The following is a 24,636-nucleotide window of genomic DNA, read 5'->3' on the forward strand; positions in this document are numbered from 1 at the left end:
AACTGCGAAATTGCGTTATTTTCTGGTTTTTTAATGCGATGTTCACCTGATAGACAGCCTACGCCTCGAGTTATCCACATCATCCACAAGTTATTCACAGTAAATCCACATGAATATCTATATTTTACACACAATAAACAACCTTTTATCAACAAGTTATACACAGTCTGTTCATCAATTCACAAAAAAAGACGCCGGACAATGCCAGCGTCTTCCCTGATTATATGGTGAACGGTCCGACAAGACCTTTCATTTCGTTAATTAAGCGTAGTGACAGGCTGCATAATGGCCTTTGCGCACTTCAAGCAGCCTCGGCTCATCATGCTTGCATTTATCTGTAGCAATCGGACAGCGAGTATGAAATTGACAGCCCGAGGGCGGATTGACGGGACTTGGCAAGTCTCCGCTCAATACAATTCTATCACGCTGCTGCTCAACCTCAGGGTCTGGTATCGGTATAGCCGACATCAACGCCCGCGTATATGGATGAAGCGGATGATCATACAGCTCCGAGCTTTCCGACAGCTCTACAATTTTGCCCAAATACATAACAGCGACTCTGTCACTAATATATTTGACCATGGAAAGGTCATGCGCAATAAACAAGTAGGTCAAGCCCATCTTGCGCTGAAGCTGCTGCATCAAATTAACAACCTGAGCTTGGATCGATACGTCCAGCGCCGAAATCGGCTCGTCGGCTACGATAAAGGCAGGATCTACAGCGAGCGCTCTGGCAATTCCGATACGCTGTCTTTGACCGCCTGAAAATTCATGCGGATAGCGCGTTACATGCTCTGCATTCAAACCTACCAAATCAAGCAGGCCTTCTACCTTTTTCTTGCGCTCGGTACGACTGCCAGCCAAATTGTGAATATCAAGCGCTTCTCCGATTATTTCCAAAATCGTCATACGCGGATTAAGTGAAGCGTACGGGTCCTGGAAAATCATTTGCATATTGCGTCGCAGCGCTTTAAGCTCAGCGCCCTTTAGCTTGTAAATATCTTTGCCATCAAACTTAACAGTCCCGCTTGTAGGCTCATACAAACGCATAATCGTCCTGCCGGCTGTTGATTTGCCGCAGCCGGATTCTCCAACAACGCCGACCGTTTCGCCGCGCTGTATCGATAAATCAATGGAATTGACCGCTTTTAAAATATTGCCGCCGCCAAGATTGAAAAACTTGGTTAGCTCTTGTATTTGAATGAAGGGCTGACTCATACGGACACCTCCTCATTTGATTTGGCATAAGGATGCGACAGCCAGCAGGCTGCAGTATGTTCATTATTGCCATCAACAGGCAACAGAGCCGGATCATTATTGACACATACCCGCATAGCCTCATCGCAGCGAGCGCAAAAGCTGCAGCCAACCGGCGGCTTAATTAAATCCGGAGGCGTGCCATATATCGGAATAAGCGGCTCATCCTTGCTGCCATCAAGTCGCGGCATGGAGCGCAGCAAGCCTCTTGTATATGGATGCTGCGGATTTTTGAAGATCTGCCATTTCGTGCCCGTCTCTACAACTTTGCCTGCATACATAACAATTACGCGATCACATACATCGGCAACAACACCAAGATCATGCGTAATTAAAACAATAGAAGTGCCCAGCTTCTCCTGGAGGTCCTTCATGACCTGCATAATTTGCGCCTGAATAGTAACGTCAAGAGCGGTGGTCGGCTCATCGGCAATAAGCAGCGCCGGATTGCAAGCAAGCGCGATTGCAATCATCGCCCGCTGACGCATGCCGCCTGAAAATTGATGCGGGTACTGCTGCAGACGCACTGCCGGATTCGGTATACCGACCAGCTTCAGCATTTCCAGCGACCGCTCGCGCGCCTTGGCTGGAGATAGCTTCTGATGCTTCATCAGCCCCTCCGTTATTTGTTTGCCAATAGTCATCGTCGGATTCAGCGATGTCATTGGATCTTGGAAAATCATACCGATTTCCTTGCCGCGGATCGCTTCCATTTCTTTATTTGTTTTCGTAACAAGCTCCTGGCCTTTAAAGCGAATCGAGCCTCTCATCGATGCTGGCGGTGAAGGAATGAGCTTCATGATCGATTGAGCGGTTACGCTTTTGCCGCAGCCAGACTCGCCTACAATAGCTACAGCCTCGCCTTTGCCCACCTCAAAGCTCACTCCGCGCACTGCCTGCACGACTCCGCCGCGCACCTGAAACTCAACACGCAAATCATCTACTTCAAGCAGATTATCTGTCATTGCTCCCACCTCCTATTTTTTCATTCGAGGATCAAGAGCATCACGCAATCCATCCCCAAAAATATTAAAACAAAGCATCGTTAAAGAAATGAGTACTGTAGGAAACAGCATGCGCCAAGGATAATTTGTCATCGCTTTTAGCGCATCATTAATAAGGGTTCCAAGCGAAGCGGCAGGCGATTGCACACCTAGGCCAAGGAAGCTTAAAAAAGCTTCAGCAAATATAGCCGACGGCACAGTCATCGTAATGGTGACAATAATCGGACCTATCGCGTTAGGAATCAAATGCTTAAACATAATGCGCGAAGGACTTGCGCCCAGCGCTCTGGCCGCCAGTACATATTCCTGGTTTTTCAGCTGCATAACCTGTCCGCGCACAATCCAGGCCATGCTGATCCAGCCAGTTATAGCAAGAGCTAATACAATGGTAAACATGCTAGGCTTTAAAACTACAATAAGCAAAATAACGACGAGCATATTGGGAATGGAATATAGAATTTCGCAAATACGATTGAGCACCTCGTCAACCTTGCCGCCATAGTAGCCCATGATTCCGCCGATAATGACGCCAACAACGAGATCAATCAGCGCTGCATAAAGGCCGACCTGCAAGGAAATGCCCGCTCCCATCCATGTTCGCGCAAACATATCTCTGCCAAGTGAATCTGTACCGAACCAGTACTCCGAGGAGGGCGGCTGATTGGTCATGCTTAGATTATTGGTCTGATAATCATGCGGAGTCATCATTTGGCCAAATATCGCAAATAAGCTAATAATGATAAGAATAGCCAAGCTGATCATCGACAGCTTGCTGGAGGAAAGGCGCAGCCAAGCATCCTTCCAGGCGGATACGCTTTCGCGAACGACAATCTCTGATTTTTTTTCGCTTGATTCAAGCTTAATAAAATCGTCCGGTGTTAATTGCTTGTCAGCCATCGTCAGCCTCCCCCCTTATTCATCAGCTTCATGCGAGGATCAACAAAGCCATACGCTATATCTGTCGCCAAACGTGCAACCATCAATATAACCGCATAAAACAAGGTTAATCCCATAATCAAGGTATAGTCCCGATTCGTTATACTGTTTACAAAATCTTTGCCCAAACCGCCGATACCAAATATTTGCTCGATAATAACGGAGCCCGTAATGATATTGGCTGTCATTGGCCCTACATAAGTTACAACCGGTAAAATCGCATTGCGCAAGGCGTGGCGCGTCAGTATAACCCGCCCTTTGATCCCTTTCGCTTTAGCCGTCTTAATATAGTCGGCAGACAGCACCTCCAGCATGCTTGAGCGCGTCAAGCGCGCAATGAATGCTGCCGGCAGGAAAGAAAGGGCCAATACCGGCAACACGAAATCCATCGGCTCATTTAGTCCAGTTACATTGAATAGACGCCACTTTACGCCAAATAAATATTGCAGCCCGGTAGCTACAACAAAGTTGGGAATAGAAACGCCTAGCACAGCAACAAATATGGTAAAGCCATCAAGAAACTTGCGATGATTCAGCGCTGAAATAAATCCCAGCAGCAAGCCTGCTGCAACAGCTAAAATAATTGCAAAAACGCCAAGCTGCATCGAGTAAAAGAAACCGTTTTTGATTACGCTTGCTACAGTTGTATACTGCTGCTTCATAGACATGCCAAAATCAAGATGAGCCAAATTATTCATATAATTCAAATATTGCTTCCACAGAGGCAAATCAAAGCCATATTTTGCATTCAATTGCTCTTGAATCGCCTTTGGAATGTTTTTCTCTGACTGAAAAGGATTGCCGGGAATGGCTTTCATCAGAAAAAAAGTCGCTGTAGACAAACAGAACAGCGAAACGAGCATATAAACCACTTTTTTTGTTAAATAACGAGCCATGCACAGCGCTCCTTTCTTATGAGCTGATTCAAGAGAAGAACGGGATATAAGCAGCTTATATCCCGTTCTATAACCTTATTACGGTGCTTGATAGGAGCCGCGTACGTAATTGATATCGCCTTTGAAATCAATGAAAATATCCTTGAAGCCTGGCTTCATCATATATACCGTACTGTAGTAATACAAAGGAATAATCGGTCTGTCATCCATTAGCATTTTTTCAGCATCGGCCATTGCCTTCATACGAATCGCCTGATCATCAGTGCCATAAGCTTGGTCGACTAAAGCGTCGTACTCTTTCTTGGCGTAGCCTGTATTGTTATTGCCGCTTTGTGTTGTAAACAAGTCGATAAACGAGATAGGGTCATTATAATCTGCTCCCCAGCCGCCGCGGGCTACTTCGTAATTAAGCGCGTTGCGGTTTTTAAGGAAAACGCCCCATTCCTGATTGCCGATATTAGCCTTGATGCCAAGATTTACACGCCACATCTCAGCGATGGCTTCTGCAACCTTCTGATGCAAATCATTCGTGTTGTAGATAATGCTGAATTCAGGCATCTCTGTCATATTCGATTCAGCCAAGCCCTCAGCAAGCAGCTTTTTCGCCTCTTCGTAATCTTCTTTAAAATAATCGTCAGAAACTTCGCTTCTGAATTCTTCCTTCTGACCCAAAATACCTGGAGGAACTAATCCAAAGGCAGGCAACTGTCCGCCTTGTGTTACTTTTTCAGTTATATCCTTACGTGAAATCGCCATGGAAAGCGCTTTGCGGACTTTCACATTATCAAACGGCTTCTCAGTAGTATTCAACAGGAAATAGTACAAGCTTGCTGTACCTTTTATATTGAATTCATTAGGATTGCTTTCTTTTAAAGTACTTAGCTGATCAAGCGGCAGCAAGCCAGTCGGCATGCCTGCATAATCAAGCTTGTCTGTCTGATACATGCTCAGCTCAGAGCCTGAATCGTTAACCATTGTGAAGTATACCTTGCTTAGCTTGATTTGATCCTTCTCGTAGTAGTTCTCATTCGGGATCAATGTCATTGACGTATTCTTCTTCCATTCCGAAAGCTTGAATGGACCGTTTGTAATCATCGTTGAAGCTTCAGCAGCAAATGCCGGGTTGTCCTTCACCGATTGATGGACAGGAAAATAAGTTTGGAAAGCCATAATACTAGCAAAGTAAGGTGTAGGCGCATTAATCTTAACTTCCAGCGTATGCTCATCCAGTGCTTTAACCGCTACATCGTCTGCGCTTCCCTTGCCTGTGTTATAGGCTTCAGCGCCTTGAATATAGTACAGCAAGTATGCATAAGCAGAAGGCTCGGGCTTCAGATCAGGATCGAGCACACGTTTCCAAGAATATTCAAAATCCTGTGCTGTTACCGCATCCCCATTGCTCCATTTTGCATCATCACGAATCGTAAAAGTATAGGTTTTGCCGTCTTCCGACATCTTCCATTCCTTGGCGACAGCAGGAAGCACTTCGCCCTTCTCATTTATACGAGTAAGACCTTCATATACGCCATTAATAACTGTTGCGGATACTTGGTCCTGCGCTTGTGCCGGATCCATCGTCGGCGGCTCAGTCGATAGATTCATACGAAACTCATTTTTTGAGGCACCGTTCGAGCCTGTAGGCGCTTCTCCTTCATTACCCCCATTCGTACCAGGCTTGGATACGCATCCACTGGCAAGCAAAGCAATGACCAGCAGCATTGAAATTGCTGTAGTGAGTGACTTTCTTTTCACTTCAATACCCCCATTTTTCCCTTTATTGTTTATTTATGGCATACGATGCCGCAAGAAAAAACAAAATAAAAATCATACTCCTCATTTTTTTATGTATTCTGCTGAGATCAGTATGAAGTTTACCTTGAACTTTGCTCCATTTTCCAAATAAAGCGCATGTGGTTGAACGCCGATCTGCAACACCTTACCGTACGCTGGGAAATGGATACAGTTGTTAGTATTTCGACAAAACTCTACAATATGCAACATTTTCTTTAATTACGAAGAACACTATACCCCTCTATTAATTGGGGCGTCAATGATCCAAATATATACAACCGTTTAAAATATACAATTGGTGGAAAACAGACAGCCGTACAAGCAGGGATATACGTACAAAAGGTTCCAAGACTTGCCGTTGCCGCGAAAGTAGCGTACATGGATCTTGAGGGCTAAAATGATCCATCTATTTAGCCGCCTATCTTCTATTTGCGGTGCGGTCATTAATGACCGTTAGAACCAAAAAGCAGTCTTTTTGTTGTGGTATGCGGACACTTATGACCATTAGAAGAACATTTCGTCGAATTCTCTAGCTTTTTTCCCGCTAACGGACATTTCTGTCCGCTAGAAAGTGGAAGTTGGCGAAAAATGAGCGCTAACGGCCATCAGTGTCCGCATCATTAGGATCAATTCGAGCTCGGCATACTTATTTACAATTTTAACTGATGCATAATTTCCTAAATAGCAAAAAAGCCTTCGAGTCTTACTGCCACAGCGATTGCTGCGGCGATAAGTCTCGAAGGCTTTAATAAATAGGATTAGTATGTCAATTCTGGATAGATCGGATATTGCTCTGTCAAGCCGCGCACCATGCCGCGAGCTTTTTCAAGCACAGCCTCATCCTTAGGATTGTTCAGCACTAGAACGACAATTTCTGCGATAACCTTCATTGCATCTTCCTTCATGCCGCGCGCAGTAGCAGCAGGAGTACCTAGACGGATACCGCTAGTTACAAACGGGCTAGTCGGGTCAAAAGGAATTGCATTTTTGTTGACAGTAATACCAACCTCATCAAGAATATGCTCCGCTTCTCTACCAGTAATGTTCAAGCTTCTAGTATCGATTAGCATAAGATGGTTATCTGTTCCGCCGGAAACGATATTAATGCCTTGTTTAATCAGCTCTTCAGATAAAACCTTAGCATTTGTAACGACTTGTTGTGCATACTCCTTGAAGGATGGCTGCAGCGCTTCACCTAGTGCAACTGCTTTTGCAGCAATAACATGCATCAAAGGACCGCCTTGTGAGCCTGGGAATACGGCTTTGTCAATTGCCGCTGCCCATGCTTTACGGCACAGAATCATACCGCCGCGAGGACCGCGAAGCGTTTTGTGAGTCGTTGTTGTAACAAAATGAGCATGCGGTACTGGGTTCGGGTGCAGACCAGCTGCTACCAAACCAGCAATATGTGCCATATCTACCATAAACAATGCGCCAACTTCGTTAGCGATTTGTCCCAATTTCTCAAAATCAATTGTGCGCGGATAAGCACTTGCGCCAGCCACGATCAAACGCGGGCGATGCTTGAATGCCAATTTGCGGACTTCTTCGTAATCAATGGTAGAAGTATCCTCTTGCACGCCGTAAGCAACGAAGTTGTAAAGCAGGCCGGAAGCATTAACCGGACTGCCGTGAGTCAAGTGACCGCCATGTGCCAGGTTCATGCCTAGAACCGTGTCGCCAGGCTGCAATGCTGCCAAATACACAGCCATATTAGCTTGAGCTCCAGAGTGAGGCTGAACGTTAGCATGCTCAGCGCCAAATAGTTCTTTAGCACGATCTCTAGCCAAATCCTCAACGATGTCTACATGCTCACAACCGCCGTAGAAACGCTTGCCCGGATAGCCTTCCGCATATTTATTTGTAAGCACTGAACCTAACGCTTCTACTACCGCTTCACTTACAATGTTCTCCGAAGCAATCAACTCGATGTTATCACGTTGACGCTTAAGCTCAAGTCCCATTGCTTTTAAAACCTCTGGATCCTGTTTACGCAAATTTTCCATTTGAATATCCTCCTCATAATTGCAGCTTTTTAAAATCGCTTATATTTTTTTGCTATTACACTTCTCCTAGCATTCGCTTGGCAATGCATATACTGCCCTAGCACCGCCGATTAGCTTAGGTCTCGCGTAAGCAGCAGTTACTCTTGCTTCCCCTATATATTTGATCGATGGACGGAAAGGAACAGCTACCCGTTTCACGTGCATACCAATAAGAGTGTCGCCAATATCGATTGCCGCCTGTGCCCGCACTTCCTCCACCAAACACGCATCGTCCAGCTGACGGTAAGCATATGATGCCATCGAGCCGCCTGCTGTTGGTATTGGAACTGCATGTACCTGCTCGAGACCATATCGTATGGCCGCTGCTTTATTCAGCACCAGCGCGCGGTTCAAATGCTCGCAGCATTGAAATACAGGGTAAAAGCCAATTGCCGAACGCGCCGCTTCCACACCAGCATATATTTGCTCTGCTGCTTCCAGAGTCCCGCTAGTTCCGATATGCTTGCCTATTACTTCACTGGTACTTACTCCTATGACAAGCAATTGATCTGCGGACAAACTGCCAGCTGCGGCCAGCTCCAATATAATGCTTTCAACCTGCTTAGCCATCTCGCTATGTTCAAAAACCTGATTCCTGCTCATCCTGTCAGCTCCTTTGCTAATCAAAGATAGAAAAGTTGCTTATTCCTAATGAGCTTCTATTGCTCGATGCTCATTACTTTATTGATTCGTCCTACGTGGCGTTCGCCTTCGGAGAATGGTGTTTCCAGCCATACCCGAACAATTTCCTGTGCGAGTCCAGGCCCGATAACACGCTCGCCCATAGCAAGCACATTCGTATTATTATGATCTCGAGTCGCTTTAGCTGAAAATAAATCATGCACAAGCGCGCAGCGGATGCCTTTTACCTTATTAGCAGCTATCGACATGCCGATGCCAGTGCCGCATACTAGAATGCCGCGGTCTGCTTTCCCTTCTGCAACTGCTGTGCATACCGGAAGTGCGTAATCAGGATAGTCAACCGATTGATCGCAGTTGCTGCCAACATCCTCTACAGTGTGACCCAGCGATTCGATAAAAGAAATCAATTCATTTTTCAAACGGTAGCCGCCATGATCGGCTCCAATCATAATTTTCATCATAAGCACCTTCCTTGTATTCATTTGATGTAATAGTTGCATGAAACTTGGTTGTCCTGATGATGCTAGTATACCTTTTTTTCGACAGAAAAACGAAAAAAGAGCAAAACATGCTAAAGCATGCTTGCTCTTTGCCCAGGCGACCGGCCGTATACCCCAATGCTCCACCGTGGTTACCCACTTCCGTCGCCAGTTACATCGGGGTCTTAATTTGATTTCATCATAGCTGATATTTTGACAAAAATCAATCCTTTAAAAGGCTATTCTGCAGATTAGGCAATCGGACTGGTCTCTTCTCCCATCTGCCCTGCATCTTCGCCGTTCTTCCCGGCATCCTGATCAGGTACTTCCTCTTCCACTGGCGCTTGATCGTCGCCCTCACCGTCCGGCGCTTGCCCTTCTGCATTGTCATCAATCGTTTGTTCTTGTTCTCCTAACAGCGCTGCCCCAGCTCCTGTTTGGAATTTCCAAAGCGAGGATGCGGTGCGGCCTCCAAATAAATCTTCTGCAACTGCATACCAATAATAGGTCGCATTGGCCGCAAGTCCATTCCAAGCTGCTTGAGCTGTCGCGCCGCTTGCCGCTTGCACAGTGCTGCCAATTTGCTCATCGGTCAATACGCGCACCTCGAATTTGTCTGTAGCTACCCGCTTTACAAGCGGTGCCAAGTTCATAGTCAGCGTCCACTCATCCTTCGCAGGCTCGTAGTAGTTATAATCATTAAGCACGGGAGAATAGGTGTTCACATATACCCGATTCGTTTGCGTATCGAAATGGAGAAGCTTCAAATAACCCGAGCCTCCTTCACCGACACCTTGGTAATCTGCAAGCATTTGATGCACGGTACGATCTGCAATGCCATCCTTATTGTCATCGATTGCATCGCTACGGACTGCACTGCCAGTAAAATGTCCGCTAATAACCAGCTCGACATTGGAGTTCGGCACGACTACCTCATTATACAGCTTGTTTCCTGTGGCTGAGCGCGCTGCTTGCGCATTCAAGTATTCATGCGTAACGATGACGCCTTTGCGTTCAGGATATTGCTGAAGCACCTCATTGGTCCAGTCGATTGTGCCTTGATCAAGTCCCCAGCCTACATAAACAAAAATATAATCGTTGCCGCTTGCGGAAATCAGATCATAATGACCCCGGTTATCCAAATAAGATCCGCCGTAATATGGCTTGTCCTTAAAGCGATTTTCGCCAAAGAACTGATTGAACAGCGTATAGTCAGGCGGCTCGCCTGTTACGCCGCCATCATGAACATCATGATTGCCCGCCGCAACGCCGTATGGAATATTCGCATCCTCCAGCACCTGCATATATTGGTCAGCTCTGTTCCATTGATCCAAATTCGGTGTTGTGTTAACGATGTCCCCAACATGCGCGACATATTGAATGTTCATGGCCGTCTTATTATCACGAATCCATTCGACCTGGTCCTGGAAATGAGACGGATATATTTCTGTATAAAGCTGCGTGTCCGGCATAACGACAAAAGTATAATCATACTGGCTGCGCGCAGGGATTAAATCCTGCACCATGACTTGAATTTTTCCGCTATTGACATAGTTGCCCGCATCTATCGAAGCAGCCAGCGCAAAATCACTCGTATTTTGAGCGATATGCGAAGTTAATGCTTCCCACTTATTAGCTGTATTACTCCAGGCATACATCGTTACCTTGCGGCCAGCCAGCGAATGGCCTTCCCAATTCAGCTCAATGGTATCACCGGTGCCAATCTGGCTGCCGACTTCCACCTCAAAGCGATGATAAGGGAACGCTGTCGTTGAATCTGTTGTCATATAAGTATTATCCGATGCTGACATTTTGAACTTATCTGCTGTCCCAAGCTGGGTTTCCCCTGGAGCTGCAATCGTAAGCGGCGGCTCGCGATCTGCTGAATTTGTGTAAATCGTCATAGCGTCACTGCTCGCATCAATGAGCTGTCCGCGATAGAATTTCACTTCCATCGCATCACCCGACGGATCCGTTACCTTCACCTGCAAGTTAGCGTTCGTGCTTACATCGGTCGAGCCATCCAGTGGAGCTATAAGCTCCGGCTGATGCGGATTCTCAACCGGGGTTGTGAATGAGACGTTTTTTGTTGCCGTAAGACCCAGCTTGTCCTTTGCAACAATGTTCAGCACATGCGCTCCAGGGGTTAATAGGCCTGAGGATGTCGTATATGGAACTGTAATTGCTGCCCCGTCAAGTGTTACCTCCATAGACGCTACCTGGGAAACGTCGCTGGCCTCGGCTTGAATCGTAAACAAACCTTTGAAATTTTGGTTATTTCCTATATTGGTTGAAATAACCGGTCCGCTGTTATCCGTTGTTACATTAGCTGTAAACTGGGACGTTCCTTTCATTACTTTGACTTGATGAGGGCCGTCAGTCACTCCGGCCGTATTCCACCGGTAGGAAATCGCATTCCATTTTGCCTCAGGTATTGGAAAGTTAAAATATACAATCGGCAAGAAACGGCCGTTGTCACCCATATCAAGAACTACAGTCGGGCTAGCATACAGCGGATCTCTAATTACTGTGCCGTCAGAAAGAATAAGACGTACATTACGAATATCATAATCATCGACTGCTTCGGCAGGATCATGCTCAAAATAGGTTTTCGTTCCCGAGCCTGCCCGAATAGCAATAGGTATTTTTTCGCCATATTGTAAATACTCAGGGCTTATAGGTACTACTATCGTTGAAAATCCAGATGTATTCCACGGAATCATCTTTATTTTTTCCTCGCCAATCGTTACAAAGGTCTGCCCTTTATCAATGCCATTTGCTTCAAATACAAAATAAGCAGGCTTGCTAATCGCTTTTTTAACAGGGCGCTTTTCCCACTTGCTCTCTGGAATAGAGAAATTGAAATAAACGACAGGCAGGAAACGCCCATCATCGCCCATATCAAAATTCAATGTCGGATTCGCATACTGCGGATCTCTGACTACCGTGCCATCAGAAAATTCCAAACGTACATTGCGAATATCGAAGTCATCAAGTCCGCCCTCTGGCGTATTCTCAAAATAAGGACGGTTCACAGAGCCAGCCCGGAAAGCGATAGGGTTAGCTTGACCGTATTTAAAAAATCTTGGGCTCATCGGAACGGTTACAGTAGCATACGAGGTTGTGCCTTTCGGTATAAGCTGCACGACTTCATTGCCTACTGCTATCACATTTTGGCCGGCATCAATGCTTTTGGCCTCGAAAACGAGCTTCGGCATTTCTGTAAGCGTTTTCTCAATTGGCAGATCCTGTACCCATTGATTGCTCGGAATCGTAAAGTTTAAGTAAATAACGGGAAGAAACTCACCATCATCACCCATATTCCAAACTGTAGTCGTGTTCGTATAGCCAGCAGCTCGCAGTTCCAGCCCATTTGCCAAAACGAGGCGGATGTTGCGTACGCTGAAATCATCCAGACCGGTTTCAGGATTATCTTCAAAATAAGGCCTATTCACGGAGCCTGCCCGGATCGCTATCGTATTTGCGCTTCCCAAAACAAACTCATCGGCATTCATCGCAACGGAAACCGTCTCATAGTTTGTTTTATGCTTAAAGGTGCCTAACGTCTTACTTCCCATCGTAACAACGTTTTGACCAGCATCGACGCCTTGAACATCAAACTTCAAGGTTGCTTTTCCCGTCAGTGCCTTGTTGCCGCCTGTGCCATCAATGGTTAGCGTTAAATTATCCGGCGAACCGCCATCTGCAAAAATAACCTTGCTTCCTGACAGCGTATCGTAATTTTTAACATTTAAATTCAAGGCCGCTGCGCTTCCTGTTAAAGAGATCGTTTTCACGCTTGTTGTTACCGTATTCGTGCCGTCCGACACTTCGAAATAATAGGTAAGCGTCGGACTGCCGTACCACTCCTCATAGCTGAGCGCGTGCTTATATACATCATCGCTGCCTTTGATCATATAAGCGGTTTTGTATGCTGTGTCTGAAGCTGCCTTATATTTAAGTGCTGCAGTTGCCACCATCTTGTCATCGGTAGCCTGCAAGGTCAGTTCTATCGGCTTCATTAGGTCTGGAACAGAGGCCGGAGTTAAATCCACCGCCACTGGAGCTATACTGTCCGCGGCAACCGTATTAGGCTGGGCAGGCACCTGATTGGCGCTCACCACTCCCGGAGTTGCTGTAACAGCTTGTGGAGTAAGCAGCTTCATCGCTTTGCTTCCCGGATCTGGCGTTCCATACTGCAAACCTTTATTCGGGCTTGTTACAATAGCTCCCTGGTTATAGCGCGCAGTCGCAATTTCCAAACCGGTATTGGTGGCCAGCACCATTACACGATCCCGCACATCATGCATGCCGCCTGGCATACGCACAAGGGTACTATTTTCGACCAGTGAAGTACCATAATTAGTATTGAAGTTTGCAACTGTTAAATTGCGGTTGGCTTCCGTCATCGTCCATAGCACAAGCACACCTTTTGACGGTATTACCGTCGAAGATGAAAATGGCCTCCAATAGCGGTCATTAGCTGTTGTATCGGGATAACGATAAATAATCATATAGTCTTTAATATTGACCGGCTTGTTTGAGTTATTATAAATTTCAACAAACTCATAGCCGTCTTCGACGCCGACATCCGCCGAATCCGGGACTATCTCTGTAATTAATAAATGGGGAGGCTCGGTACCGATGGCGGCCGCTGGTTGGCCGGATACAACAATCGAACCAGCTAGCAGGCTTGTTGCAAGAAGCATTGAAATTTTACGTTTCCAACTTGTCATAAACATAGATTATAATTACTCCCTTCATATTGTGATTAATATGAATTGCAAGCTGCCGCTGTTATCCACCTTCCTTCTTATTCGGATAGGAAACATCGATTAAATGCGATTGCTTTTTCATACATAATAAATCAATTTGATGTATTATTTGAAGAATAAAAAGTTCCATTTAATCGACATTGTTTGTAGTTCGAGAAAAGCAAGCAAACTCCTTCTTATTCTTCATCTTTAACAAAAAAATAATATAAAAAAAGAGACGCCCTCCATCCATTTATCGGATTTTAACAGTCGTCTCTCTCACATAAAATCTGTTTCAAATAAAAAACAAGGCATATTTTCAATACAGTTGAATAATAACCGTATATTCATAGACTGTTATTGCATGCATTAAAGCTGATTATTTCTTCAGCTTGTCCAGCAGTTTCTCCAGTGCTTCCTCAATCTCAAACGAGCACTCATCATAAATAGTCTGCGAGCCGCCAAACGGATCGGCAATATCAAAGCTCGGTATGCGCTTCTCCAGCTCCAGCAGCCTTTTGCGATCCTGGTCAGTCAATTGTCCGCCGAGCGCCTGCTGAATTTGCATCTCGCCATATAATTTCTCCAGCTCTGCTATATCTTCCAGCAGCTGCTCATCCTGATACGCAAACTCCTTCAGCGTATAGGTCTTGTCCACCGCCTGCGGAAACCATTGCAGCAGGCTCCTCTTATGACTGGAGGTCATCGTCAGAATAAGATCTGCCCAATCGACCACCTCTAGCGTTAATGCTCTTGATGTGCCTGTATGTTCAATTTCGCGCTTGCGCAGCGATTCCAGAGCAGGAACCGAAATCGGCATTCCATCCATTGTAGAAACACCTGCAGAGCGAACCGCCAGCGTAATTCTTCTATATGCTGCCATTCGTCTAAGCATAGCTTCAGCCATAGGCGAACGGCATGTATTGCCTGTGCATACTAATAAAATCCTTTTCATCATTTTGCTGCCTCCCTATCTATAAGCTATAGCATAAACAGGATGCCAAAACCTAGCAATATTGCTCCTCCGCAAGCTTCGCCATACTCGCCGAGCTTCCCGCTTACCTTGCGCCCAAGCAGCAATCCAAGCACTGACATAACTCCTCCCAGCATGCCTATCAATAATATTGTAAGCCAAAAATCAGCTGAAAACATGCCTAATGTGACGCCAACCGAAAATGCATCCACACTTACGCTAAAGGCTATTACAATCATACCCCAGAAGCTGTAATGATTAAATATTGATTTGCTCTCGCTTTTGAAGGAGCTGTAAATCATATGCACCCCTAGCAGAATAAATAAACAGCCTGCCAGCGTCACTGCAACATCACCAAGCAATTGATTGACCCAACGTCCCATCATCATGCCGAATACCGGCATTAAAAAATGGAAAAGCCCGATTAAAAAGCCTAGCCTGGCGATATGCCACAACCGAATGCCTCTCATCCCGATGCCCAGACCTAATGAGAAAGCATCAAATCCTAGAGCCAGCGCAATAATAATAAGCGTAATCACTTGCCCGGCGCCAATTGCTTCTATCAAAATAATCTCCCCCATATCCGCAAGACTTACTCCAACTTATGCGGACAATGGGACAAACATACTTAATGATTTTGATAACAGCTTTTTACGTCAACAGGCAGTTTGAAGATTACAACACTTTTCCAGTGTAAAGACAGGCCCTTTAAACATGAAAAACATTGTTGCCGGCGGCCTTAAGCAAACGATTCATAAGCGCCTCCCCGATGCCTTGCCTGCTACAGCATTCTGACCAGATCCGTTCAATTCCCTCTTGATCGAAATAACGCAGGGCTGCATACAGCCGGTGCGCACCTTCCTGCAGCTGCTCACGGCTGCCAAGGCTGGCCATACAATCTGCGTGGACTAAACCTGTATTCTCTTCGAATACTAGTAAAGCAGTTTTCTCTCCCCGCTTTCTTGCAGCGTCAACTTCACTTTGCATATAAGCCATTACACTAGACTGCTCTCCTTGTACCAGCTGAAGCTGGCCGTCAGGTGCATAATGCGTATATTTCATGCCCGGAGAGCGCGGCGCAGCTGCTTCATCAATCACCGTTAATGCACTTTTGATACGGGCATCCCCTGCTGCTGCCCGCAGCTCCTCCTCCGTCACTCCGCCAGGCCGCAAAATCGTTACGGTATCATCCTCTGCCACCTCAATGACAGTTGATTCCAGCCCAACGCCAGTCACTCCGCCATCCACAACACCATCAATTCGTCCAGTCAAATCGCTAATGACATGCTCGGCAGCTGTAGGACTCGGCTTTCCAGAGCGATTAGCGCTTGGAGCCGCAACCGGACAATCAGCCTTGCGCAGCAGCGACAGCGCTACCGGGTGATCCGGAATACGCACTCCAACGGTAGGCAGCTGTGCGGTTACTAGCGGCGATAGACGATTTGACCTTACAGGCAGCACAATAGTAAGCGGACCAGGCCAGAACGCATCCATCAGCTTCTGAACAAGCTGTGAATATGGCAATACCAGCTCCTCCAGCTGTGTCTGACTGGCGATATGAACGATCAGCGGATTATCTGACGGTCTTCCTTTCGCCTCAAAAATACGTGCTACTGCAGCACTGTTGCGCGCATCCGCGCCAAGTCCGTACACCGTTTCTGTAGGAAAGGCTACTACTGCTCCCTGCTGCAGCAGCAAAGCGGCTTCTGCCAAATTATCCTCCTGGCAATTAGAGGGATCTGCAGTCCAAACCTTCGTTCGTGTCATCTCTATCCTTCTATCCTTGAAATTAGTATAAATATATATACCTTAATTATATCATATCCAACATTCATCCGTAGTTAGTACAGCTCAATGAACAGCAACCCCCTCAGCCTTGGAGGGCGAGGGGGTTGAACGAATAAGGGGGAGAGTTATGCAGATTCAGGTTCTAAAACAATGATTTGATCCAATTAATGAATGATTGCAATATTTCCCATAAGAAAAACTTCACTTCCGGTTCAGCGCTATCCGCGTTACTATCCGTTTTGACCACTGCTTGACCTGCTCCTGCCTGCAACTTTCCGTCTGCCTCTGCGCTGGCTGTCTTTACAGATGCTTCGCCTGATGCTGAATCCACGAAGCATAGCGGCGGAAACAATACACACCACCAGTTTTGTCCTTCAGCTTCGCCTAATGAAATGCGAAGGGCTTCGTACTGCCCTGCAGGATAGATCACATTGCCATACATTTTAGCAGGAAACTCTACTTGTCCCAGCTCGACCTTGAAGCCATAGTCATAACCTCTGCTTTCAAGCGTCCGCTTAACGATTTGCTCCAATTCAGCAATGTTTTTCGCAATCGTTTCTCTTGCTTGATCTATAGAATCCAGGCCTTTCGCCCAGCTATTCATCGCGTTTACAATTTCATCTCTGACTACCCGCTTCACAAGCTGATCCTCAGGCTTATCCGAATTTGCCAAAATACGAAGACGAATGGCTTCCTCAGGTATGGCGCCGCCAGTGATTGCAGCATCGATTTGTTGGGATTCCCAGCTCATAATTAATAGGATAATAGCAAAAACGATAAAACCATAGGAAGAACGGTAAGCAAATCTATAAGGGCGGTTTCTTTTATAATTTTGATAATATGATGCAGTTGTATATGAATGGGACATTGTCACAAGCTCCTCTCGCGCACCCGTCAGTGCATTCGCTTGCGTTCCGGAACGTCTCTATCCGTCATTATGTCCCAATCATCTAATCTATAAACCTAGCAAACTCTTTTTTATCAAATTAATTTTCACTAGCAACCCTCTTATTTGCCGAATAAGAGGGTTGCTTCATGTAACAAGCTTTAACGTCTTACAGCTATAATATGGCGTTCAATTCCGCCGTAATCCGTAATAATGCGGATATCATCCCAGCAGCCGAGCTGCTTCATCATATCCGCTACGACACGGGGCTGGTGAATGCCCAGCTCAAAGGCTACGATTCGCGGCCGCTCCTCCAGCCGCGCCAAGGTTTGCAGCATGCTGCGGTACGGGTCCAATCCATCCGTACCGCCAACCAGCGCGAGATGCGGCTCAAAGTCGCGCACCTCGCGCTGCAAGCCCTCCATATCCGCCGCCGGTATATACGGCGGATTGGATACGAGCACGTCGACCGGCACGCCGGCGTGCTCGAGCCTTTGCGCCGGCTCGCCCAGCAGCGGCGCAAGCAGGTCGCCCTGCAGGAAGGCAATGCGGCCGGCTCCGTGCCTGGCCGCATTGCCGCGGGCGACCTCGAGCGCGTCCTCTGACAAGTCGGACGCGCATACCTGCCAGCCGTGCCGCTCAGCTGCGAGCGTCACGGCGATAGCGCCGCTGCCTGTGCCGATGTCGGCTATCATCGGCACGGATAATGCATGAGCGGGCTTGTCTTCGGAGGCCGCATCAACGCCCGCTCCGCCTATTTCACTTGCTTCCGCACCATGCGACACTGTCGCTTCCCCCGCAGCTTTATCCTCTACACTCGCTCCATCCGGCACATCCGCTCCAGCTGCTTCATTAGCGCGCTCCCAGTTATTGCTGCCCGCTCTTATGCCATCAGCCTTCTCGCCGCTTCCAACGCTCGCACCTGCGTCGCCAGCTACCGCGCCGCTTCCAACGCTCGCACCTGTGCCGCCAGCTACCGCGCCGCTTCCAACACCTGCGCCGGCCTGCGGCCACAGCTCGTCTGCGGCGGCCAAAACCGCCTCTACAAGCAGCTCCGTTTCCGGCCGCGGGATAAGTACGGACGGGGAAACATGAAATTCCCGTCCGAAAAACCACTGGCTGCCGATCATGTATTGGATCGGCTCGCCAGCTGCCTTGCGCTGCAGCAGCTCGGCCCATTCCGCCCGTTTATCCTGCGGAAACGGATCATGCCAGGCAAAGAGCAGCGCCGAACGATCGAGCTGCAGCACATGCAGCAGCAGCAGCTCGGCATTGCTGCGAGCCTCCTCCACGCCGCTCGCTTCCAGCAGCCTGGCAGCAGTCTGAACAGCTATAAACAACGTTTCCCCTTGCCCCCACTCTATGGCTTCACTCATTTTGTGTTCACACTCCAGTATTTTGCCTTTAATCCAGTGTTTTGCCTTTAAGGTACTCGATCTTGATACGCTATCGTACGAAAACCGGCTCGTTCCAAAACCTAACGGTACATAATCGACAGCCTCCACAAATCGATCACTATTGTTAGCTAATCAGCTTGTGCCAGAATCTAATGGTTATAGCTTGTGCCAAACTCTAACGGTTGTAGCAAGCGCTATTGTGAGGAAATCAGCACCTTTCAAAACCTAACGGTCGCAGGGAGACTGTCGATTCATTGTGGATAGTAGCAACAAGCAATAGAAGGGGTGACACTGCGATCAAGATTGGGATTCCGACCGCTGTTGTAGTCCAATTTTTTTGATGAAATAACCCCTGTAAAGGATAAAATTGACCTACAAAGGCGGACGCTGCCGCTTCTCCATTCCCAATCTTACTCTTCGTTCCCCTTTCTTATTGCTTATCAATCGTTGCCCACAATGAATCGACACCCTCCTCACAACCGTTACGGCTCTGAGACTATAGGTACACTGCACTGCTGTATCACTTGCACCTGCCACTATCCTATGTCCATCACATTGTACTGCCGCACTGTATACTGCACCTTATCACTGCACTTATCGCAACTCTGCCTGATGCACCTTATCACTGCACTTATCACCACACTAATCTGCGGTACTGTACCGCTGTACCTCTACGCTATACTGCTCCTTACTGTAAACAAAACGCTGAATGCCTAGAAACCTGCCAAGGCAAGCTCACAGCAATTCAGCGTTTAATTCGCCTTTATTAAATTCCCATGGATTCCTTTTCCATAAGCTCAGCCTGCTCAGCAATGGTCAGCGAGGAAACAATTTCATTAATGTCGCCATTCATTACGGAATCAAGCTTATGCAGCGTCAAGTTGATGCGATGATCAGTCACGCGGCTTTGCGGGAAGTTATACGTGCGTATGCGTTCACTGCGATCGCCTGTTCCGACCTTGCTCTTGCGCTCGCCTGCATACTTTGCTTCTTCTTCCTGGCGGCGTACGTCATAAATACGTGCGCGCAATACTTGAAGCGCTCTTGTCTTATTGTCATTTTGCGATTTGCCATCTTGGCATGTCGCCATAATGCCTGTTGGCACGTGAAGCACGCGAACAGCAGATTTGGTCGTATTAACGGACTGTCCGCCTGCCCCGCTGGAACAGAACGTATCCACCCGAATGTCCTTATCCAAGATTTCAACCTCAACCTCTTCAACCTCCGGCATAACTGCTACGGTTGATGTTGAGGTATGAATACGGCCGCCTGATTCTGTTACTGGAATACGCTGCACGCGATGTGCTCCGCTCTCATATTTAAGCTTGCTGTAGGCACCTTTTCCGTTAACCATGAAGATGACCTCTTTGAAGCCGCCCAGGTCATTTTCGCTAAAGTCCATAAGCTCAACCCGCCAGCCTTGCGCATCAGCGAATTTGGTATACATACGGTAAAGCTCATAAGCGAATAGAGCTGCCTCATCGCCGCCTGCGGCGCCGCGAATTTCCATAATTACGTTTTTATCGTCATTAGGATCTTTCGGCAGCAGCAGGATACGGATTTGCTCTTCTAGCGATTCTTTGCGCTCTGACAGCTCATCGATTTCCATCTTAACCATCTCGCGCATTTCATCGTCCAGCTTTTCGCCAAGCATCTGCTTAGCATCTTCCAATTGCTCTGAAACTTGTTTATATTCTGTAAATGCTTCATACGCCTCTTGCAAATCCGACTGCTCCTTGGACAGGTCTCTAAGACGCTTTGGGTCGGAAGCTACATCCGGGTCGCACAATAGCTCACTTAGCTTCTCATATCGGTCTGCGAGTGCTTGCAAACGGTCTAACACAATTATTCACCTCGGTCTATTCCTCTAGGATATTTCTTTATTATAACATACGAGTAGGAGGCTCCGACAAGTGTTTTAACTTGTCACTTACATATAATTATGACCGTATAGTCAAGATAATCTACCTGCTCGTTTAAACGTTTTTGGCGTCATGGCTAAGGAAGCACGGTTACACGGAAATAAAAGAACAGGCGTAAGGAAAAACTTACACTTCTTAAATTCAAGGATAAACGGCTTCACTCCTTTGAAAAGGCGCGTTTACCGATGAATGATAAGAACAGTTTATAGAAAATTACACTTTTTACATTTTAAAAAGCCAGTCATTTTGTATGACTGGCCATTTAATCGTATGCTGTTTATCATATGCAGCAGTATTTTATTCGGTTATTAAACGTTGAAGCGGAAATGCATAACATCGCCGTCGCGAACGACGTAATCTTTGCCTTCCAGACGAAGCTGTCCCTTCTCGCGCACAACCGCCATTGAGCCTGCAGCCGCTAAATCCTCGAATGATACAACCTCAGCGCGAATAAAGCCGCGCTCAAAATCGGTATGAATAACGCCGGCCGCCTGCGGCGCCTTTGTTCCATTTACGATTGTCCAGGCACGAACCTCTTGCACACCTGCAGTAAAGTAAGTATACAGGCCAAGCAGCTTATAGGCTGCGCGAATAAGACGGTTAAGCCCAGACTCCGCCATGCCAAGCTCTTCCAGGAACATTGCTTTATCGTCGCCGTCCAGCTCCGCAATTTCGGATTCAACCTTCGCGCTGATCGGAACGACCTCTGCTCCCTCTTGAGCGGCAAACTCACGAACGATTTGAACATACTCATTGCCATCTGTATCGGCTACCTCATCCTCGCTCACGTTAGCTGCATAAAGCACAGGCTTCATCGTCAGCAAATGCAGGTCGCGAACAAGCAGTTTTTCATCATCAGACAGCTCTACACTGCGTGCAGGCAAGTCCTGATACAAAGCTTCCTTCACACGCTCCAGCACCTCTACCTCTTGCGCGATTTTTTTATCGCCGCTCTTCAGGTTTTTGCGGGAACGCTCTATTTTTTTCTCAACAGACTCAATATCAGCAAGAATAAGCTCCAGATTAATCGTTTGAATATCGCTAATCGGATCAACCTTGCCCGCTACGTGTGTAATATTTTCATCCTGGAAGCAGCGAACGACATGAACAATCGCATCTACCTCGCGAATATGCGCCAAAAACTTATTGCCAAGCCCCTCGCCCTTGCTCGCACCCGCTACTAAACCTGCTATATCAACAAATTCAAAGGCCGTCGGCACAATGCTTTTCGGTACAACAAGCTCTACCAATTTATTCAAACGCTCGTCCGGCACTTCTACGACACCAACATTAGGATCAATCGTGCAAAATGGATAGTTGGCAGATTCAGCTCCTGCCTGTGTAATTGCGTTAAACAATGTGGATTTTCCGACGTTCGGTAGTCCGACGATACCTGCTTTTAATGCCATTTCTCAAGACACCCCTATTCCGATAGTAACTCACGTCATTATACATGAGCAGACAACACTTTTAAAGTCCTGCGATTGGATTAGGCCTGATTGCCTCTATGCGTCTAAAATTGCTTTTTTTCATCTAACCAATATAGAGCGCCACTTATTGCTTTTACAAAAATAAATTTTAAATAATATACATCAAATACATAAATTGTGTAAAAAACAAATTTTCATTCTATAATTCTTATACTTATTTGCCGATAAGATATTTGATGATATTGTCGAAAACAATAATTGGGCTATTTTCCAATTATTGAGGCACGATTGATTGAGGAGGGTTTCCAGCATTTACTTGTGCCAAAGTTATAGAAAAACATCTAATGAAATGACATGAGGGGTTGAATCAATGAATTTACGTACAAAAATGAAAAGCATCAAATTACGCAGCATTCGAAGCAAGCTTACCTTATGGTTTTTGGTTGTAGCTCTGATTCCATTAATTTCTTCATCCTTTTTAACCTATAGCCAAAGCTCGCAAGAACTTGTCAAAAATCAAAAGGAATCGTTCAAAAGTATTGTAGAAAGCCAAACGAAAGCAATGGACCAGTGGCTTTATCGTCACTTCAGTGAAATTACACTGTCTGCAATGACCGATACTTTGCGGTCCATGAATCCAGAATGGATGACACCATACTTAACCTTAATTAAAGACCAATCCGACGTTTACGAATCGGTTGGCGTAACAGGCAAGGACGGAATTATAGTAGCCGGCTCCGACAAAAGCACGCTTGGCATGACACTTGAGGATCGTGATTATTTCCAGGCAGCTATGAAGGGCGAATCTTATTACTCTGACATCATCATCTCCAAATCAACAAACAACCGGATTATAGTCATCGCTTCCCCTATTACTGATACCGATAAAAATCCAATCGGCGTCCTCTACGCTTCACTAAACTTTGAAGCCTTTATCGGCAACTTTATCCATGAAGTGGATCCAAGCACATACATCATTTTAGTGGACAAGCTTAATCAGATTCAGCATATTTCCGATGCGGACATGATTGGCAAATCAGTTGACGGAGTAAACTTCAGCCAAAAATATGCTGATATTTTGAAAAATACAGAAAACAAGGTCGGTGTTGAAGAAAACACTGAGGACGGAATTGAATATCTGATTGCTTTTTCTCCTGTTAAAGAAACAGGGTATAACCTTTTCTATAGCATGAAAATGAACGATGTGTTAGCCAGCGCTAACAAGATTCAATTCAATATGTTTATTATCATGAGTATTGCTGCAGCCATCGTTATTATTTTAGCGGTCTATGTTAGCGGCACAATAGCAAAGCCGATCAAAAAGGTGACTGAGCGAGTCAAGCTAGTATCCGCGGGTGATTTGACAGGTGAGCCACTGCTGTTTAAAAGCAAAGATGAGATCGGGCAGCTTGGCAACCATATTCAGACGATGAGCAATAACCTGCGTGACTTGATTGGCAAGGTTGCCATTACGTCGGAGCAGGTCGCCGCCTCTTCTGAGGAGCTGACAGCCAGCGCCGAAGAAACGAGCAAAGCGACCGATCAAATAACTGTTTCTGCCCAGACAATCGCTTCCGGTGCAGAACAACAAGTGCTGAACACGTCTAGCTCCAAGGAAATTGTAAGCCAAATGTCCAGTAGTATTCTTCATATCAAAGAGCTTAGTAAGCATGTAACCGAGCTTTCAGATGAAACTGTTCAAACGTCGGAAAATGGCAATCAAGTTGTGCGGCAATCTATTGAGCAAATGAAATACATTGAAGAGACAACCGACAAAATTTCGGTTACCGTTAACGAGCTAAGCAATAAATCAACTGAAATTGACGCCATTATATCCGTTATAACCGATATTTCCAGTCAAACCAATTTACTTGCCCTCAATGCCGCTATAGAAGCTGCAAGGGCGGGCGAGCAAGGACGGGGCTTTGCTGTAGTAGCGAACGAGGTTAGAAAGCTTGCGGAGCAATCCGGCAGAGCAGCTGAACAAATCAGAGAGCTGATTCATGATATTCAAACCGATATCCAGCTGGCCGTAGCAAGCATGCAGGAAGGCAGCGTTGCTGTGCATACAGGCACTAAGCTGAGCAATGAAGCCGGTCAATCCTTTACGTTGATTTCACATTCCATTAGCCAGGTATATGGACAAATTCAAGAAATTGCTTCTGCAATTAAGCAGCTGCACGAAGGCTCCAATGAGATGGTTGCTTCCATCGATCTCGTTCAGGAAATAACGAGCGATTTCTCCGGCAGTACGCAGGAGGTGGCCGCCGCTGCCGAGGAGCAAAATGCATCGATGGAAGAAATCGCAGCTGCCTCGAATATGCTGGCCAAAATGGCGGAGGAATTGCAATCATCAGTGAAGCTTTTCAAAATTTAAAAGGACATACAGTTTTACGGTGAAAAAGGCGCTGACTCCAAAACGGAGCAGCGCCTCTT

At 46.5% G+C, this 24,636-nt stretch carries 17 protein-coding genes and 1 riboswitch; of the genes, 1 reads left to right on the plus strand and 16 read right to left on the minus strand.

Annotated features, from left to right (window positions below):
* Positions 1 to 261: 261 nt before the first annotated feature.
* From V1L65_RS04085 to ychF, 16 genes are all read right to left on the minus strand, one after another.
* A complete protein-coding gene (locus tag V1L65_RS04085) occupies positions 262 to 1,218 on the minus strand; it encodes an ABC transporter ATP-binding protein (RefSeq protein WP_331697793.1) in 957 nt (318 codons plus the stop codon).
* Entirely contained in the window at positions 1,215 to 2,222 is a 1,008-nt protein-coding gene (locus tag V1L65_RS04090) for an ABC transporter ATP-binding protein (protein ID WP_331697794.1), read from the minus strand. Before V1L65_RS04090 ends, V1L65_RS04085 begins: the two co-directional genes overlap by 4 nt.
* Positions 2,223 to 2,234: 12 nt before the next feature.
* Positions 2,235 to 3,158, minus strand: a complete 924-nt coding sequence (locus V1L65_RS04095; RefSeq protein WP_331697795.1) for an ABC transporter permease — start codon at positions 3,156 to 3,158, stop codon at positions 2,235 to 2,237.
* A gap of 2 nt (positions 3,159 to 3,160) precedes the next feature.
* A complete protein-coding gene (locus V1L65_RS04100; RefSeq protein WP_331697796.1) occupies positions 3,161 to 4,093 on the minus strand; it encodes an ABC transporter permease in 933 nt (310 codons plus the stop codon).
* Positions 4,094 to 4,171: 78 nt separating this feature from the next.
* Entirely contained in the window at positions 4,172 to 5,845 is a 1,674-nt protein-coding gene (locus tag V1L65_RS04105; RefSeq protein WP_331697797.1) for a peptide ABC transporter substrate-binding protein, read from the minus strand.
* Between the two features lie 797 nt (positions 5,846 to 6,642).
* A complete protein-coding gene (gene glyA / locus V1L65_RS04110) occupies positions 6,643 to 7,890 on the minus strand; it encodes a serine hydroxymethyltransferase (RefSeq protein WP_331697798.1) in 1,248 nt (415 codons plus the stop codon).
* Positions 7,891 to 7,956: 66 nt separating this feature from the next.
* A complete protein-coding gene (locus V1L65_RS04115) occupies positions 7,957 to 8,532 on the minus strand; it encodes a TIGR01440 family protein (protein ID WP_331697799.1) in 576 nt (191 codons plus the stop codon).
* A gap of 56 nt (positions 8,533 to 8,588) precedes the next feature.
* Complete coding sequence (gene rpiB / locus V1L65_RS04120) at positions 8,589 to 9,029, minus strand: ribose 5-phosphate isomerase B (protein ID WP_331697858.1); 441 nt, start codon at positions 9,027 to 9,029, stop codon at positions 8,589 to 8,591.
* A gap of 126 nt (positions 9,030 to 9,155) precedes the next feature.
* A riboswitch (ZMP/ZTP riboswitch) is annotated at positions 9,156 to 9,236 on the minus strand.
* Positions 9,237 to 9,301: 65 nt separating this feature from the next.
* Positions 9,302 to 13,786 carry a lamin tail domain-containing protein gene (locus tag V1L65_RS04125; protein ID WP_331697800.1) on the minus strand — a complete coding sequence of 1,495 codons (4,485 nt, stop codon included), beginning with the start codon at positions 13,784 to 13,786 and terminating at the stop codon, positions 9,302 to 9,304.
* Positions 13,787 to 14,183: 397 nt separating this feature from the next.
* Positions 14,184 to 14,762 carry a low molecular weight protein arginine phosphatase gene (locus tag V1L65_RS04130; protein WP_331697801.1) on the minus strand — a complete coding sequence of 193 codons (579 nt, stop codon included), beginning with the start codon at positions 14,760 to 14,762 and terminating at the stop codon, positions 14,184 to 14,186.
* A gap of 23 nt (positions 14,763 to 14,785) precedes the next feature.
* A complete protein-coding gene (locus tag V1L65_RS04135; protein WP_432504988.1) occupies positions 14,786 to 15,346 on the minus strand; it encodes a manganese efflux pump MntP in 561 nt (186 codons plus the stop codon).
* A 139-nt stretch (positions 15,347 to 15,485) separates the two neighbouring features.
* Positions 15,486 to 16,544 (minus strand): L-threonylcarbamoyladenylate synthase, encoded by a 1,059-nt coding sequence (locus tag V1L65_RS04140; RefSeq protein ID WP_331697803.1) that lies wholly within the window; start codon positions 16,542 to 16,544, stop codon positions 15,486 to 15,488.
* A 163-nt stretch (positions 16,545 to 16,707) separates the two neighbouring features.
* Positions 16,708 to 17,433, minus strand: coding sequence for a stage II sporulation protein R (gene spoIIR, locus V1L65_RS04145; RefSeq protein ID WP_331697804.1), 726 nt, complete (start codon positions 17,431 to 17,433; stop codon positions 16,708 to 16,710).
* 179 nt (positions 17,434 to 17,612) lie between these two features.
* On the minus strand, positions 17,613 to 18,827 hold the full coding sequence (locus V1L65_RS04150; RefSeq protein WP_331697805.1) for a N5-glutamine methyltransferase family protein: 1,215 nt from the start codon (positions 18,825 to 18,827) through the stop codon (positions 17,613 to 17,615).
* A gap of 787 nt (positions 18,828 to 19,614) precedes the next feature.
* Positions 19,615 to 20,691 carry a peptide chain release factor 1 gene (gene prfA, locus V1L65_RS04155; RefSeq protein WP_331697806.1) on the minus strand — a complete coding sequence of 359 codons (1,077 nt, stop codon included), beginning with the start codon at positions 20,689 to 20,691 and terminating at the stop codon, positions 19,615 to 19,617.
* A 387-nt stretch (positions 20,692 to 21,078) separates the two neighbouring features.
* On the minus strand, positions 21,079 to 22,179 hold the full coding sequence (ychF, locus tag V1L65_RS04160) for a redox-regulated ATPase YchF (RefSeq protein WP_331697807.1): 1,101 nt from the start codon (positions 22,177 to 22,179) through the stop codon (positions 21,079 to 21,081).
* A gap of 391 nt (positions 22,180 to 22,570) precedes the next feature.
* On the opposite strand from ychF, the gene V1L65_RS04165 reads away from it, so the two are divergent.
* Positions 22,571 to 24,577, plus strand: a complete 2,007-nt coding sequence (locus V1L65_RS04165) for a methyl-accepting chemotaxis protein (protein ID WP_331697808.1) — start codon at positions 22,571 to 22,573, stop codon at positions 24,575 to 24,577.
* The last annotated feature ends 59 nt before the right edge of the window (positions 24,578 to 24,636 follow it).

Origin of the sequence: Paenibacillus sp. IITD108, assembly GCF_036541265.1 — a bacterium.
GTDB lineage: Bacteria > Bacillota > Bacilli > Paenibacillales > Paenibacillaceae > Pristimantibacillus.

Coding starts and splice junctions, on each gene's coding strand:
- V1L65_RS04085 (WP_331697793.1), bottom strand. CDS start 1,218: ATGAGTCAGCCCTTCATTCAAATACAAGAGCTAACCAAGTTTTTCAAT.
- V1L65_RS04090 (WP_331697794.1), bottom strand. CDS start 2,222: ATGACAGATAATCTGCTTGAAGTAGATGATTTGCGTGTTGAGTTTCAG.
- V1L65_RS04095 (WP_331697795.1), bottom strand. CDS start 3,158: ATGGCTGACAAGCAATTAACACCGGACGATTTTATTAAGCTTGAATCA.
- V1L65_RS04100 (WP_331697796.1), bottom strand. CDS start 4,093: ATGGCTCGTTATTTAACAAAAAAAGTGGTTTATATGCTCGTTTCGCTG.
- glyA (WP_331697798.1), bottom strand. CDS start 7,890: ATGGAAAATTTGCGTAAACAGGATCCAGAGGTTTTAAAAGCAATGGGA.
- V1L65_RS04115 (WP_331697799.1), bottom strand. CDS start 8,532: ATGAGCAGGAATCAGGTTTTTGAACATAGCGAGATGGCTAAGCAGGTT.
- rpiB (WP_331697858.1), bottom strand. CDS start 9,029: ATGAAAATTATGATTGGAGCCGATCATGGCGGCTACCGTTTGAAAAAT.
- V1L65_RS04125 (WP_331697800.1), bottom strand. CDS start 13,786: ATGACAAGTTGGAAACGTAAAATTTCAATGCTTCTTGCAACAAGCCTG.
- V1L65_RS04130 (WP_331697801.1), bottom strand. CDS start 14,762: ATGATGAAAAGGATTTTATTAGTATGCACAGGCAATACATGCCGTTCG.
- V1L65_RS04140 (WP_331697803.1), bottom strand. CDS start 16,544: ATGACACGAACGAAGGTTTGGACTGCAGATCCCTCTAATTGCCAGGAG.
- spoIIR (WP_331697804.1), bottom strand. CDS start 17,433: ATGTCCCATTCATATACAACTGCATCATATTATCAAAATTATAAAAGA.
- V1L65_RS04150 (WP_331697805.1), bottom strand. CDS start 18,827: ATGAGTGAAGCCATAGAGTGGGGGCAAGGGGAAACGTTGTTTATAGCT.
- ychF (WP_331697807.1), bottom strand. CDS start 22,179: ATGGCATTAAAAGCAGGTATCGTCGGACTACCGAACGTCGGAAAATCC.
- V1L65_RS04165 (WP_331697808.1), top strand. CDS start 22,571: ATGAATTTACGTACAAAAATGAAAAGCATCAAATTACGCAGCATTCGA.